The organism is Vagococcus acidifermentans (assembly GCF_003987655.1).
Taxonomy (GTDB): domain Bacteria; phylum Bacillota; class Bacilli; order Lactobacillales; family Vagococcaceae; genus Vagococcus_B; species Vagococcus_B acidifermentans.
On record NZ_NGKC01000002.1, the window covers coordinates 69396 to 83109 of the forward strand.

At 45.3% G+C, this 13714-nt stretch carries 13 protein-coding genes; 9 read left to right on the forward strand and 4 right to left on the reverse strand.

From position 1 onward, the window contains the following. The first annotated feature begins 109 nt into the window (after positions 1-109). From hrcA to gndA, 6 genes are all read left to right on the forward strand, one after another. A complete protein-coding gene (gene hrcA / locus CBF27_RS02505) occupies positions 110-1159 on the forward strand; it encodes a heat-inducible transcriptional repressor HrcA (protein ID WP_126812085.1) in 1050 nt (349 codons plus the stop codon). Positions 1160-1177: 18 nt separating this feature from the next. After that, positions 1178-1723, forward strand: coding sequence for a nucleotide exchange factor GrpE (gene grpE, locus CBF27_RS02510; protein WP_126812087.1), 546 nt, complete (start codon positions 1178-1180; stop codon positions 1721-1723). A gap of 33 nt (positions 1724-1756) precedes the next feature. Further along, positions 1757-3589, forward strand: coding sequence for a molecular chaperone DnaK (gene dnaK / locus CBF27_RS02515; RefSeq protein ID WP_126812089.1), 1833 nt, complete (start codon positions 1757-1759; stop codon positions 3587-3589). Between the two features lie 162 nt (positions 3590-3751). Beyond that, positions 3752-4918, forward strand: a complete 1167-nt coding sequence (dnaJ, locus tag CBF27_RS02520) for a molecular chaperone DnaJ (protein WP_126812091.1) — start codon at positions 3752-3754, stop codon at positions 4916-4918. Between the two features lie 141 nt (positions 4919-5059). After that, entirely contained in the window at positions 5060-6016 is a 957-nt protein-coding gene (locus CBF27_RS02525) for a metal ABC transporter substrate-binding protein (protein ID WP_126812093.1), read from the forward strand. A gap of 173 nt (positions 6017-6189) precedes the next feature. Beyond that, on the forward strand, positions 6190-7614 hold the full coding sequence (gene gndA, locus CBF27_RS02530; RefSeq protein WP_126812096.1) for an NADP-dependent phosphogluconate dehydrogenase: 1425 nt from the start codon (positions 6190-6192) through the stop codon (positions 7612-7614). 40 nt (positions 7615-7654) lie between these two features. On the opposite strand, the gene CBF27_RS02535 is transcribed toward gndA, so the two are convergent. The 4 genes from CBF27_RS02535 to CBF27_RS02550 all read right to left on the reverse strand — a co-directional run bounded on the left by CBF27_RS02535 (position 7655) and on the right by CBF27_RS02550 (position 11445). Then, a complete protein-coding gene (locus tag CBF27_RS02535; protein ID WP_126812098.1) occupies positions 7655-8011 on the reverse strand; it encodes a DUF1667 domain-containing protein in 357 nt (118 codons plus the stop codon). A gap of 2 nt (positions 8012-8013) precedes the next feature. Beyond that, on the reverse strand, positions 8014-9270 hold the full coding sequence (locus tag CBF27_RS02540) for an NAD(P)/FAD-dependent oxidoreductase (protein WP_126812100.1): 1257 nt from the start codon (positions 9268-9270) through the stop codon (positions 8014-8016). Beyond that, entirely contained in the window at positions 9271-10716 is a 1446-nt protein-coding gene (locus CBF27_RS02545; protein WP_126812102.1) for an NAD(P)/FAD-dependent oxidoreductase, read from the reverse strand. 159 nt (positions 10717-10875) lie between these two features. Then, positions 10876-11445 carry a glycerol-3-phosphate responsive antiterminator gene (locus CBF27_RS02550; protein WP_126812104.1) on the reverse strand — a complete coding sequence of 190 codons (570 nt, stop codon included), beginning with the start codon at positions 11443-11445 and terminating at the stop codon, positions 10876-10878. 168 nt (positions 11446-11613) lie between these two features. On the opposite strand from CBF27_RS02550, the gene CBF27_RS02555 reads away from it, so the two are divergent. From CBF27_RS02555 to CBF27_RS02565, 3 genes are read left to right on the forward strand one after another with little or no spacing between them, the layout of a single operon-like run. Continuing rightward, positions 11614-11976, forward strand: coding sequence for a GntR family transcriptional regulator (locus tag CBF27_RS02555; RefSeq protein ID WP_126812469.1), 363 nt, complete (start codon positions 11614-11616; stop codon positions 11974-11976). Next, complete coding sequence (locus CBF27_RS02560; protein WP_126812106.1) at positions 11977-12840, forward strand: ATP-binding cassette domain-containing protein; 864 nt, start codon at positions 11977-11979, stop codon at positions 12838-12840. A gap of 1 nt (position 12841) precedes the next feature. After that, on the forward strand, positions 12842-13582 hold the full coding sequence (locus tag CBF27_RS02565) for a hypothetical protein (RefSeq protein WP_126812108.1): 741 nt from the start codon (positions 12842-12844) through the stop codon (positions 13580-13582). The last annotated feature ends 132 nt before the right edge of the window (positions 13583-13714 follow it).

Sequence of the window (13714 nt, forward strand, 5' to 3'; positions counted from 1 at the left end):
AAAAATAGGAATGTTTTGGTTGACATTTTTTTATTATATTGCTATATTATTAGTTGTACTTAGCACTTAGTTTTAACGAGTGCTAAAGAAGAAAAAAGGTGATGTTTAAATGTTAAGCGAACGACAGTTGAATATTTTACATCTCCTCATCAACATCTACACGGATACTGATTATCCTGTCGGCTCTAAGACTTTGATGAATGCAGGTATCAAGGCGAGTTCGGCAACGATTCGTAATGATCTGGCCAAGCTGGAGGATGAGGGCTATATTAAGAAGACCCATTCTTCATCAGGGCGGATCCCGTCTATCAAAGGCTACCGCTATTATGTGGATCATCTGATGACGCCGGTTCGCGTGTCGCCGTCAGAGCAGCATTTGATTCGGGAATCTCTCGGGAAGAATGTCAATGCCATCAGTGACATCGTGGAACAGTCGGCAAAAATTTTGTCGGACTTGACCAGCTACACAGCTTTTTCTTTAGGACCTGAGATGAAGGAACGCAAGCTGACCGGCTTTCGTATTATCCCGTTGAATGCCAATCAGCTGATTGCGGTCATTGTAACTGACCGGGGCAATGTGGAAAGCCAAGTATTCACCATTCCAGAATCGATTTCCAGTTCCGACATCGAAAAGATCACGGCCATCATCAATGATAAATTGATTGGCGAACATTTGCTGACTGTGTATCACAAGCTGAGGACAGAGATTCCGATTATACTGCAGCGTTATTTCAATAATTCTGCCAATGTCATGGTGCTGTTTGAAAACGTGTTTGAGTCTGTGTTTGAAGAACAGCTCTTTATCAGCGGAAAAATGAACTTGCTGGATTTTGACATTTTATCAGATGTTTCTCAGTTTAAGTCAATCTACTCCTTCATCAGTGATCGGGAGGAACTAACAGAGCTTTTAATTCCAAAAAATGAAGGAATTGAAATAAAAATAGGTAAAGAACTACAAAATAAGCTGTTGGAGAATATGAGTTTGATTACGGCCTCCTACGAGGTAACCAATCACGGCCGCGGGGTCATTGCACTGCTCGGTCCGACAAACATGTCATATTCCCGCCTGATGGGAGTAGTGGATGCGTTCCGCACTGAATTGACCCATCAGCTGTTGGCTTATTATCATATTTTGGATTCTCCGGTAAACGAATCCTAGTGAAAGGAAGGTCAGGACTTGGAAGAAGAAAAGAAACAGGCGGAAGAGCTGGTCGAAGTCGACAAACAGACTGAGGAAGCAGCAGACACAGAAAAAACGGCTGCGGAAGACGTTGCTGATGTCGAATCACTGCAAGCGAAGCTGGATGAAATGGAAGACCAGTATCTTAGAGCGCAGGCGGAAATTGTCAATATGCGCAACCGCAACCGCAAAGAGCGTGAGGAACTGGCAAAATATCGTGCACAAGATTTAGCCAAAGATTTATTGTCAGCTCTTGACAACCTGGACAGAGCGTTGGAAATTGACGTGTCAGATGAACAAGGAAAAAGCCTGAAAAAAGGCATTGAAATGGTGCGCGAAAGCATGATTCACGCATTGAAACAGTCGGGTGTGGAGGAAATTCCATCCATGGGTGAAACATTTGACCCGAATCTGCATCAGGCTGTGCAGACGGTACCAGTCGAAGGCGATCAAAAGCCGGAAGAAGTCGTACAAGTTCTGCAAAAGGGATATATCCTGCATGATCGGATTTTACGGCCGGCAATGGTCGTTGTATCTCAGTAATTTGAAATTCAAGTAAAAAGAGGAGAGTACATCATGAGCAAAATTATCGGTATTGACTTAGGAACAACAAATTCTGCCGTATCTGTATTGGAAGGCGGCGAAGCAAAAATAATCACGAATCCGGAAGGCAACCGGACAACACCTTCCGTTGTTTCCTTTAAAAATGGCGAAATCCAAGTTGGAGAAGTGGCTAAGCGTCAAGCAGTCACTAACCCTAACACTGTTTCATCCATCAAACGTTACATGGGTGAAGCCGGCTATAAAGTAGAAATGGAAGGGAAAACTTATACACCGCAAGAAATTTCAGCGATGATTTTGCAATATCTGAAAGGTTTTGCAGAAGACTATCTGGGCGATAAAGTTGAAAAAGCAGTCATCACTGTACCAGCTTACTTTAACGATGCACAGCGTCAAGCAACCAAAGATGCCGGTAAGATTGCTGGCTTGGAAGTTGAACGTATCGTCAACGAGCCGACAGCAGCAGCTTTGGCTTACGGGCTGGACAAAACAGACAAAGATGAAAAAGTTTTAGTCTTTGACTTGGGCGGCGGCACTTTCGACGTTTCTATCCTTGAATTAGGAGACGGCGTCTTCGATGTCTTGTCAACTGCCGGCGACAACCATTTGGGCGGGGATGATTTTGACAACAAAATTATCGACTACCTGGTTGCAGAATTCAAGAAAGACAACGGCATAGACTTATCAAAAGATAAAATGGCTGTTCAGCGCTTGAAAGATGCAGCTGAAAAAGCGAAAAAAGATTTATCAGGCGTGACAAGCACTCAAATCAGCTTGCCGTTTATCACTGCCGGCGATGCAGGTCCGCTTCACTTGGAGTTGACGCTGACACGTGCCAAATTTGATGAATTGACAAGCGATCTTGTGGAAAGAACAAAAGTACCGGTCAGACAAGCCATTAAAGATGCAGGCATTGCCCAATCTGAGATTGATGAAGTGATTTTAGTCGGCGGTTCAACACGTATTCCGGCTGTTGTGGATGCAGTGCGCAAAGAAACCGGCAAAGAACCAAATAAATCAGTCAACCCTGATGAAGTAGTTGCAATGGGTGCGGCTATCCAAGGCGGCGTCATCACTGGTGATGTCAAAGATGTAGTTTTGCTTGACGTTACGCCGCTGTCGCTTGGTATCGAAACAATGGGCGGTGTGTTTACGAAATTGATTGACCGTAACACAACTATCCCGACCAGCAAGTCACAAGTCTTCTCTACAGCAGCTGACAATCAGCCGGCCGTAGATATTCACGTACTGCAAGGTGAACGACCAATGGCAGCAGATAATAAAACATTGGGACGTTTCCAATTGACGGACATTCCGCCGGCACCACGCGGCATTCCGCAAATCGAAGTTACGTTTGATATCGACAAAAACGGTATTGTGAACGTTAGTGCGAAAGATTTAGGTACGCAAAAAGAGCAGACCATCACCATCAAATCTTCTTCCGGTTTAACCGACGAAGAAATCGACCGCATGGTGAAAGATGCAGAAGCTAATGCTGAAGCCGATAAAGCGCGTAAGGAAGAAGTGGACCTGCGCAACGATGTGGACGCCTTGCTGTTCTCTGTTGATAAAACATTGAAAGAGCTGGAAGGCAAAGTCAGCGAAGACGAAGTCAAGAAGGCTGAAACTGCCCGTGACGAACTGAAAGCGGCACTGGAAGCCAACAATATCGAAGAGATGAAGACAAAACGCGACGCGCTGAATGAAATCGTACAGAACTTGACAGTGAAGCTGTATGAACAGGCAGCGGCACAGCAACAAGCGCAAGACAATCCTGATGCGGCTCAAGGCAGTGCCGATGATGTGGTTGATGCCGATTTTGAAGAAGTCGACGACGACCAGAAATAACAATGATTTTTACTGGAAAAGCCAAAGCGTTGCGCTTTTGGCTTTTTCACTTGAGTCCGAAAATCATCATGTTTATGAAGAATAGTGTTTTGAAATCCTCTAAAATATGTTATGATTTATAAGGCTTAGTTTAGCGAGATTAGAAAAGATGGAGGAAAATAAATGGCGAAACGTGATTATTATGAAATCCTCGGACTGTCAAAAAGCGCCACCGATGATGAAATAAAGAAAGCCTATCGCAAGCTGTCAAAAAAATACCATCCAGATATAAATAAAGAACCAGACGCTGATGAGAAGTTTAAAGAAGTCTCCGAAGCATATGAAGTGTTGAGTGATCCGCAGAAACGTGCGGCTTATGACCAATACGGACATGCCGGGACAGACCCGAACTTTGGCGGTGCTGGTGGCTTCGGCGGTTTTGACGGCTTCAGCGGCGGCGGTTTTGGCGGCTTTGAGGATATCTTTGAATCGTTCTTCGGCGGCGGGGGAGCCGGTCGCGGCGCCAGCAGAAATGCGCCAAGACAAGGAGCAGATTTGCAGTATTCACTGAATCTGACCTTTGAAGAGGCGGTTTTTGGACTTGAAAAAACAATTCGTTATAATCGTGAAGATGAATGTTCTACCTGCCACGGCTCCGGAGCCAAACCCGGAACAGAGCCGGAGACATGCGGCAAGTGTCATGGTTCGGGAACGATTAACGTTGAAAGGCAAACGCCTCTCGGCCGGATGATGAGTCGGCAGACGTGTGATGTTTGTCAAGGAACCGGGAAAATCATCAAAGAGAAGTGCGACACATGTCACGGCAGAGGCCGGATGACGAAGTCCCACTCACTCAAGGTGAATGTGCCGGCAGGTGTTGAAGACGGCCAGCAGATGCGTCTGGCAGGTCAGGGAGAGGCAGGTTACAATGGCGGACCGTTCGGCGACTTGTATGTCGTCTTTGTGGTCGAGCCGAGTCCGATTTTTGACCGCGACGGCTCGGAGATTTATTATGAACAGACGATATCCTTCGTGCAGGCGGCACTTGGTGATGAAGTGGAAGTACCGACTGTTCACGGACGTGTGAAATTGAAGATTCCGGCGGGCACAGAAACGGGTACTTCTTTCAGATTACGCGGCAAAGGTGCGCCAAGGTTGCGTGGTTCAGGTAATGGCGACCAGCAAGTAACTGTTAAAATCGTCACTCCGAAAAATTTGAACGATGCACAGAAAAAAGCACTGCGTGATTTTGCGCAAGCGAGCGGCGACACGGTCATTGAACAAGAAGAAGGTTTTTTCGATAAAATGAAAGACGCCTTCAGCGGCAGCAGCAAGAAAAGAAAAAAATAATCAGATAAAAAGATAAACTTTCCGAAGTTTATCTTTTTTTGTGAACAGAAAAATTTTGTGAAAATTCTCTTGCTTTTTCATTCCAGTGTGATAAAATATAAATCTAAATAGTAATCGTTACGATTTAAAAAGGAGAGAGCCATGAAGAAATTACTGTTTTTATTTTCTATCATTTTTTTATTTATATTGACAGCTTGCGGGCAGCCGGATGATTCGGGCAGCGGCAAGACGCAGCAGAACGACTCAAAAAAAATGACGGTTGTGACCACGTTTTATCCAGTCTATGATTTCACCAAAAAAATCGCCGGTGATACGGCTGATGTTCATATGTTGATTGACGGCGGGACGGAAGTGCACACTTACGAGCCGAGTGCAAAAGATATGGCGATGATTCAAGATGCAGATGTGTTTATTTATGCGTCTTCCGAGATGGAAACGTGGGTCAAGTCCATCATTAAAAACCTTGATAACCAGAAAACGCTGGTCATCGAAGCCAGTGACGGGATTGAGTTGCTTTCTGGTGAAGAAGATGCTCATGAGCATGAAGCAGAAGAAGAAGGCGAAGGCCATTCTCATGCGTATGATCCGCATGTTTGGCTGGACCCGGTCCTTGTCAAAGAGCAAGTGGCGACAATTACAGACGGGCTGATCAAGGCAGACAGCAAAAATAAAGCAGTCTATGAGAAAAACAGGAGTGCGTTTCAACAGGAGCTGGATGAGTTGAATCAGGCGTATGAAACTGCCTTTAAAGATGCTAAAAACAGAAAATTTGTGACACAGCATACAGCATTCTCTTATTTGGCCAAGCGCTATGATTTGCAGCAAGTGGCGATTTCCGGCATTTCACCTGAGCAGGAGCCGACACCCAAGCAGCTGAATCAAATGCAGGATTTCATAAAAAAAGAAGGGGTTCATGTGATTTATACTGAAAGTTCTGCGTCATCCAAAATAGCTGAAACGATTTCAGATGCGACAGGAGCCGAACTGATGGTCCTGAATCCGCTGGAAACGTTGAGCAAAGAAGAACGGGATAAAGGGGCAGACTATCTCAGTGTGATGCGGGACAACCTTGAAGCACTCAAAGCATCGATTAACTAAATGTGACGGAATAACTGGCCGGCAGATACTTCATTTTTCCGAAGTGTATCTGCCGGCTGTTTTTTTGTTGACGTTCTGCATTAGTTTTAATTTTAAAAAAAGTAAGGTATAATAGGTAAGAATTGAAATCACGCGGCCGCTTGCGGCTGAATGAACTTGTAGGAGGTTACAATATGTCAAAACAGCAAATCGGTGTCGTTGGTATGGCAGTGATGGGAAAAAATTTAGCTTTAAATATTGAAAGTCGGGGATACAGTGTCTCGATTTTTAACCGGACTGCTTCCAAAACCGAAGATGTGGTCAAAGAACATCCTGATAAAAAATTAATTCCCACATACACTATTGAAGATTTCGTTGAGTCGCTGGAAACACCTCGGCGCATCATCATGATGGTGAAGGCGGGCGATGCGACAGACAAAACGATTCAAAGTCTGCTGCCTCATCTGGATAAAGGCGATGTGCTGATTGACGGCGGCAACACATTCTTCAAAGATACGATTCGCCGGAATGAAGAACTGGCAACATCGGGTGTCAACTTTATCGGTACAGGTGTTTCGGGCGGTGAAGAAGGCGCGCTGAAAGGGCCGTCCATCATGCCAGGCGGACAGAAAGAAGCTTATGAGCTGGTTGAACCGATTTTGAAGGAAATTGCAGCAAAAGCGGAAGACGGCGAACCATGTGTGACCTATATCGGACCAAACGGTGCGGGGCATTACGTGAAGATGGTGCATAACGGTATTGAGTATGGTGACATGCAGCTGATTGCCGAGTCGTATGATTTGCTGACCCGGGTGCTGGGCATTTCGGTGGAAGAAGCGGCTGACATCTTTGCTGAATGGAACAAAGGCGAACTTGACAGTTTCCTGATTGACATCACAGCAGATTTGCTGACACGCAAGGATGATTTGGACACAGGCAAGCCGATTGTCGATGTGATTCTGGACGCTGCCGGAAATAAAGGCACAGGAAAATGGACGAGTCAAAACGCATTGGACTTGGGCATTCCTCTGCCGCTGATTACCGAGTCGGTGTTTGCACGATTTATTTCAGCTTTGAAGGAAGAACGTGTAGCAGCCAGTCAAATCATTTCCGGACCGCCTGCGTATACATTTGACGGCGACAAGAAAGAATTTATTGAAAAAATTCGTCAAGCATTGTATTTCAGCAAAATCATGAGCTACGCCCAAGGTTTTGCACAAATGCGGGCTGCCAGTGATGAATACGGCTGGGATTTGCAATATGGCAATATTGCGAAGATTTTCCGCGCCGGCTGCATCATCCGTGCCCGTTTCTTGCAGAAAATAACAGATGCGTACGACCGGAACCCGGAAATCAAAAACTTGCTTCTGGATGATTACTTCCTAGAGATTACGCAGAAATATCAGCAATCTGTCAGAGATGTGGTTTCGCTGGCTGTTCAGGCAGGTGTGCCGACACCAACCTTCTCTTCGGCAATTGCCTACTATGATTCATACCGGACAGCTGACTTGCCGGCTAATATCATTCAGGCGCAAAGAGACTACTTCGGCGCACATACTTACTTGAGAAAAGACCGTCCAGGCGTGTTCCACTATGACTGGTACGGCCAAGAAGATTAGAAAACAAAAAAACCGCTGTTTTTCAGCGGTTTTTTTATGTTTAAATTGCTTTTTTGATGGTGCGTGTGGCGATGACATCCACACCTGTATCCAGCACATTTGAGATAATGACATCGCCGGCTTCGATTGGCGCTGTCACTTCTGTGTGATTGATAACGGTCATGATGTCGCTCATTTTTCCTTTTGGAATAGTGTCGCTGGTTTTTACAGGAAGACGGGTCAGCTCAGCGGCGTTCAATCTGACAGTCGATGTAATGGTTCTCACCGGATTTTGCAGTTCCTGCTTCCCGTAAGCTTCCCCTTTTTTACATCTGTTTCCGGTCACTTTATAGTCGTTGGCCTCGTCCACTGTCAAATGGCAGCCAATCGGACAAACAATACAAATCAATTCAGCCATTTTTAAGCCTCCCTTATGGCGATTTCAAGTTCGTTGATGTCATCGTCATTGAATAATTTTTTGCGCAGCGAGAGAGTTTCCATTTCACCCGGCGCCAGATTTTGTTTTTTGTATTTCGCGATTTCCTCACCCTTGTATCTGATGGAAAGCACACACGAATCATAGACGCGATTAACGCGGTAGAAGAGGTCGACTTTCCGTTCGACATTGTTCTTCCGTATTTTTTGCGGCAGGATATAGGAAATACCGTCTCCTTGTGTGAGCTGCAAGTAATCCTCAGCTTCTTCTTGTGCTTGATTGCTGATATATTCAGCCGCGGCTTTTCCGGCAAGCGCACTTTCTGCACTGACATAGTCTACCAGATCATGCACGTGCAGCACATTGCCGCAAGCAAAAATGCCGGGGATAGAGGTTTCCATGTTTTCATAGACAACTGCGCCGCGTGTCCGGTTGTCGATGTCAACACCGACTTTTCGCGACAACTCGTTTTCAGGAATCAGGCCGACGGAAAGCAGCAGCGTATCACATTCGATGACCTGCTCTGTGCCGGGCACCGGGCGTCTGTTTTCATCAACTTCAGCCATTGTGACTGACTCCAGCCGCTCTCTGCCTGTCACATCAATGATGGTGTGGGAGAGGTAGAGCGGAATGTCAAAGTCATGCAGGCACTGCACGATATTCCGGTTCAGCCCTCCAGAGTAGGGCATGACCTCGATACACGCGAGCACTTCGGCTCCTTCCAATGTCATCCGGCGCGCCATAATCAATCCGATATCGCCGGAACCCAAGATGACCACTTTTTTTCCAACCATATAGCCTTCAATGTTGACATAGCGCTGGGCAGCTCCGGCGGTCAGGATACCGGCAGGTCGCGAGCCGGGCATCTGGATAGCGCCCCTTGTGCGTTCACGGCACCCCATTGCCAAAATAATTGCCTTGGCCTGAAGAATCTGGTAGCCGTTTTGTTTGTTCATGATATGGACTTCTTTGTCTTCGGTGATTTCCAGAACGATGGTGTCAAGCATGACGTCAATCGTTGTATCTTTCAGCTGTTCGATAAAGCGTTCCGCATATTCAGGCCCCGTGAGTTCTTCCTTGAAATAATGGAGACCAAACCCATTGTGGATACACTGATTCAAGATACCGCCCAGTACGACATCCCGCTCAATGATTAAAATTCGTTTGCAGTTGTTTTCATAGGCGCTCAGTGCGGCAGCCAATCCCGCCGGTCCGCCGCCGACTACGATTAAATCATACATTTAATTTGCCTCCTTAGTGACACCGGTTAAAATCCGGCTGCCGAATTTATCTAAATCAACGTCGGTCGGTGAAATGCCAAGTTCATCTGCAATGATATCGACAACGCGCGGCCCGCAGAAACCGCCTTGACATCTTCCCATGCCTGCCAGTGTCCGGCGTTTGACACCGTCAACAGACACTGCCGGCAGCTCGTTTTTCAGACAGCGGCGGATATCGCCTTCTGTAATATTTTCACAGCGGCAGATGATGCGTCCGTAATCAGGGTTCTCGCTAATCAGCTGCTGTTTTTCTTCAATGGTTGCTTCATCGAAGTGGACACGTTTGCGCTCATCAACATAACTGTCTTTTTCCGTCAATTTCAATCCGTCGGCTATCATGATGTCCAGCAGATGCAAGGCGATTGCCGGTGCGGCTGTCAGTCCCGGCGATTTGATGCCAGCAACGTCATAAAAACCGTCGATGACTTGTTCGATAATAAAATCTTCCTGGTCGGTATTGGCACGGACACCCGAGAAATTCCGGATAGAGTTGCCAAGATTGATAGCCGGGACACTGAGCCGTGCGCCGGCCGCCACATCAGCCAGTCCGTCTATTGTATTTGCCAAGTCGGCTCCTGTATCCAGAAGTTCAGAATCGATATCTTCAGCGTTCGGTCCGACGATAATGTTGCCGTGAACGGTCGGGCTGACCAAGATTCCTTTGCCGACCTTTGTCGGACACTGGAAAATCACGTGGTTAACAGTGCCTGATTCTTCCAAGTCGAGCAGATAGTATTCGCCGCGGCATGGAATGGTCTTAAAGGATGGTTCGGCCACCATTTTATGAATATCTTCGGCATGTACACCGGCCGCATTGATCACCAGCCGGCTGTCGATTGTCTCGGCATTTGTATGCAAAGTGTAGTAGCCGTCTTCTGTATCAATACCTGTGACTTTTCGGTTAAACATAAAGGTGATGCCATTTTTACTGGCTGTTTCAGCTAAAGCCAAAGCATATTCCCATGGATTGACGATAGCTGCTGTCGGTGCGTAGAGTGCGCCGAAGACATCTTTGTTCAAGTTGGGTTCCATGGCGAGTATCTCTTCCGGTGCAATAAGACGCACACCTGCTACGTTGTTTTTAATTCCCCGTTCATATAGCTTATTGATTGTTCCCAAATCTTCTTCTGAAAATGCAATGACCAGCGAACCGATTTCTTTGCGCGGCACATCCAGTTTTTCACAGAGGGTTTTGGCAAGTACGGAGCCTTCCACGTTTAATTTTGCATTCAAGGAACCGGGCTTCGGGTCATATCCAGCGTGTAAAATGGCGCTGTTGGCTTTGGTTGTTCCGACACTGACATCGTTTTCAGCTTCAAGAACACAGACATCCAACTGGTACTTGCCTAATTCATAGGCAATCGCCGATCCTATAATACCGGCACCGATAATTGTCACATCATACATTCAAGTTTACCTCCCAATTAGTTAGCATCCAAAAAAAGAGTGCATAAAATCAATTCCACTGATTGGTGGAATTGAATTCTATGCACTCATCTCTCCAGCACTTTTATTAACTTGTCCTTATTATACTATTTTTCACATACATTTGCAAACGTTCTCTGATTAAAGTTTCCAAACAGAATGATTAGTGGAAGATATGGCAATCGCGCCGTTTGAAAGAGCGTTCATGACATCTTCTTTGTCGATAATCAGGCCGCTGACAATCAGCGGACGGTAGATTTTTTTGCGGACACTGTGAATTATCTTACCGCTGACATTCGGCAGGATTTCAATCAAATCGACGTGTTTAGTCGGAACTTGTGTGTGGATGTTTTCCATTGACATGGAATCCAGCAGGAAGATACGTTGGATTGTATAGAATCCAAGAGCTTTTGCCGCAGGAATATGAGAAGCCTTCGTGGTGATGATACCATCAAAAGAAGTGTTCTCCTTCAAATATTTCAGACTCATGTTTTCATCAGAGAGTCCTTTGATGAAATTAAAATGAATGAAGCCGATTTTTCCGGCCGCATTGATTTTTTTTGACATGTCATAAATGTTGAAAATGGTTGAATGAAGCACGAAGATAATCGTCACGTCTGTTGCCAGTGCTTCTTCCAAATCTGATTCGTCTTTAACGGCTGCGATAACCGGATTATCGGCTAAGGCCTGAAATAGTTTTTTTGTCTGCATAATGATACCTCATTTCAGCTAATAGGATAAATAACGTCCTCTCTTTATTATATCTGTTTGCGGGAAAATAAAACATCAAAATTCAAATTTTTCTTTACATCGGCAAATTTATGTTATATAGTTAGTTACATGAGTAACTAACCAATTGAGTTAGGAGTGTCTATGATGATGACATTTGATTTTGACGGCGCGCTTCCGATTTATATGCAAGTTGCTGTTCAGATTGAAGAAGGTATTCTTCAAGGCAGTTTTAAGGAGGGGGAACAAGTTCCCTCCACTACGGAAATTTCGAAGCGGTTCAACATCAATCCTGCAACAGTGTTAAAGGGGATGAATTTACTGGTGACTGAAGGGGTTTTAGAAAAAAGACGGGGGCTGGGGATGTTTGTAACAGCTGAAGGTCTGGATATTTTATATAAAAAACGCAAAGAGTCTTTTTTGAAGGAACAGCTGGCTCAAGTAATTGACGAAGCGAAGCGGTTAGGCATCGAGAAAGATGACTTGCTGCGCATCATCGAGGAGGGATACTAAATGGATCGTATCGAAATTCAGCAGTTGGAAAAAAGTTTTGGCAAAAAAAAGGTGCTAAGGGATGTTTCCTGCGTGATTGAAGAGGGACATATTTACGGGCTGCTGGGTCGCAATGGTGCAGGCAAAAGTACCTTGCTCAACATCATAAATAATCGGATGCGGGCGGAAGAGGGGCAGGTTTTGTACAACGGGCAGAATATCAGAGAGAATGACGGGTTACTGCAGGAGCTGTTTCTGGTGAATGATACAATCTTGTTCAAACGGGAAGAGACAGAGAAGGTTGCTTCTTATTTTAAGCACGCGGCGCTGTTTTATCCTGATTTTGACGAAAATTTGTGTCACCATTTAGTCGCAGCTTTTGACATGGACACCTCACTTAGACTGTCGAAGCTGTCGACCGGCTACCGTTCGATTTTTAATATCATTTTGGCGCTGTGTGTGCCGGCGCGATTTATTTTTCTGGATGAGCCGATTTTAGGGCTTGACGCCAACCACCGGGATTTATTTTACAAAGAGCTGGTTGATGCGTTTATGGAACGTCCCCGGACCTTTGTTTTGTCGACGCACTTGATCGAGGAGGTCGCCCGGCTGATTGACTCCGTTCTAATTTTGGATAAGGGGATGATTCAGGTTGCGGACACAGTCGAGGCGGTGACTGAAAAAGCCTGGTCACTGACAGGTGCCAGTCAGGATGTTGATGCTTATGCAGGACAACTGAATGTGATTGGCGTAGAATACTTGGGCAATCAAACGACCTTATACGTGTATGATGATGTCAGCAGGCTGCCTGATACGATTCAGAAGCAGAAGCTTGAGTTACAAAAGCTCTTTATTATGATGACCAATCGATTGGAGGAGAAATAAGATGCGGGTCAAACAAGTTTTTTGGTTTAATATGAATAACGTCAAATGGGTTTTACTAATGGTGATTCCCTTCTTTTTAACCTTCGATATACTGTTCAAAATGTTAGTTCAGTGGATGATGGGCGAACCGGTCGCTGCTGTTTTTCAAACGACGTACACCTACAGTCAATCATTTGCAGGTTCGTTAAAAGGCGGTCTGTTAGGGGTATCATTTTTCTTGGCAAGTAAAAACTTTCTAATTGGCAATCAGTTTAATGTTTCCAGAAAATCACAATTTTACGGACTTCTTTCAGCACTGGCAGTCATATCAGTGATATTGACAGCCATCAATCAATATATCTACCCGCTGATTTTAGGGGTTTTCGGCAAGGTCGACTGGCAGCTGCCGATGCGTGCACTTTTTGTGAGTGACAGTTTAAACCGAGTGTATTTTTTTCTGTCAGCGACGTTGGATTGCATTTGTATCGGAGTGTTTGGGTTGCTGTTGTATTTGCTGGTTTACCGCTATTCACTTATCAAGGTCTTGGCGGTGAGTATCTCGCTAATGATGATATTAGGATTTTTGATGGCAGGAGGAGAGTTTTTAGGTCAGTTGACGAGCCGAATGGTCGCTAAGCTCATACCGGTAGTCAGTTCATTGCTCGGTAACCAATTCTTTCTCGTTGCATTACCGGTTATTAACTTGAGTGTGATGTGCGGGCTGGCGTGGCTGTTCAACCAGAGGGTCGCAGCGAATAAATAGTTTTTTAACACTGCAACATGCCTGATGCCGTGCTTTTTTAATTAAAAATTTTGCCGGAGAGTCGCTTTTTTCCAGTAAATGGTGTTATAATTTCTCATGATAGAAGACTATCAGAATGCATGATTCAGTCAA

Coding starts and splice junctions, on each gene's coding strand:
- hrcA (WP_126812085.1), top strand. CDS start 110: ATGTTAAGCGAACGACAGTTGAATATTTTACATCTCCTCATCAACATC.
- dnaK (WP_126812089.1), top strand. CDS start 1,757: ATGAGCAAAATTATCGGTATTGACTTAGGAACAACAAATTCTGCCGTA.
- dnaJ (WP_126812091.1), top strand. CDS start 3,752: ATGGCGAAACGTGATTATTATGAAATCCTCGGACTGTCAAAAAGCGCC.
- CBF27_RS02525 (WP_126812093.1), top strand. CDS start 5,060: ATGAAGAAATTACTGTTTTTATTTTCTATCATTTTTTTATTTATATTG.
- gndA (WP_126812096.1), top strand. CDS start 6,190: ATGTCAAAACAGCAAATCGGTGTCGTTGGTATGGCAGTGATGGGAAAA.
- CBF27_RS02535 (WP_126812098.1), bottom strand. CDS start 8,011: ATGGCTGAATTGATTTGTATTGTTTGTCCGATTGGCTGCCATTTGACA.
- CBF27_RS02540 (WP_126812100.1), bottom strand. CDS start 9,270: ATGTATGATTTAATCGTAGTCGGCGGCGGACCGGCGGGATTGGCTGCC.
- CBF27_RS02545 (WP_126812102.1), bottom strand. CDS start 10,716: ATGTATGATGTGACAATTATCGGTGCCGGTATTATAGGATCGGCGATT.
- CBF27_RS02550 (WP_126812104.1), bottom strand. CDS start 11,445: ATGCAGACAAAAAAACTATTTCAGGCCTTAGCCGATAATCCGGTTATC.
- CBF27_RS02555 (WP_126812469.1), top strand. CDS start 11,614: ATGACATTTGATTTTGACGGCGCGCTTCCGATTTATATGCAAGTTGCT.
- CBF27_RS02560 (WP_126812106.1), top strand. CDS start 11,977: ATGGATCGTATCGAAATTCAGCAGTTGGAAAAAAGTTTTGGCAAAAAA.
- CBF27_RS02565 (WP_126812108.1), top strand. CDS start 12,842: ATGCGGGTCAAACAAGTTTTTTGGTTTAATATGAATAACGTCAAATGG.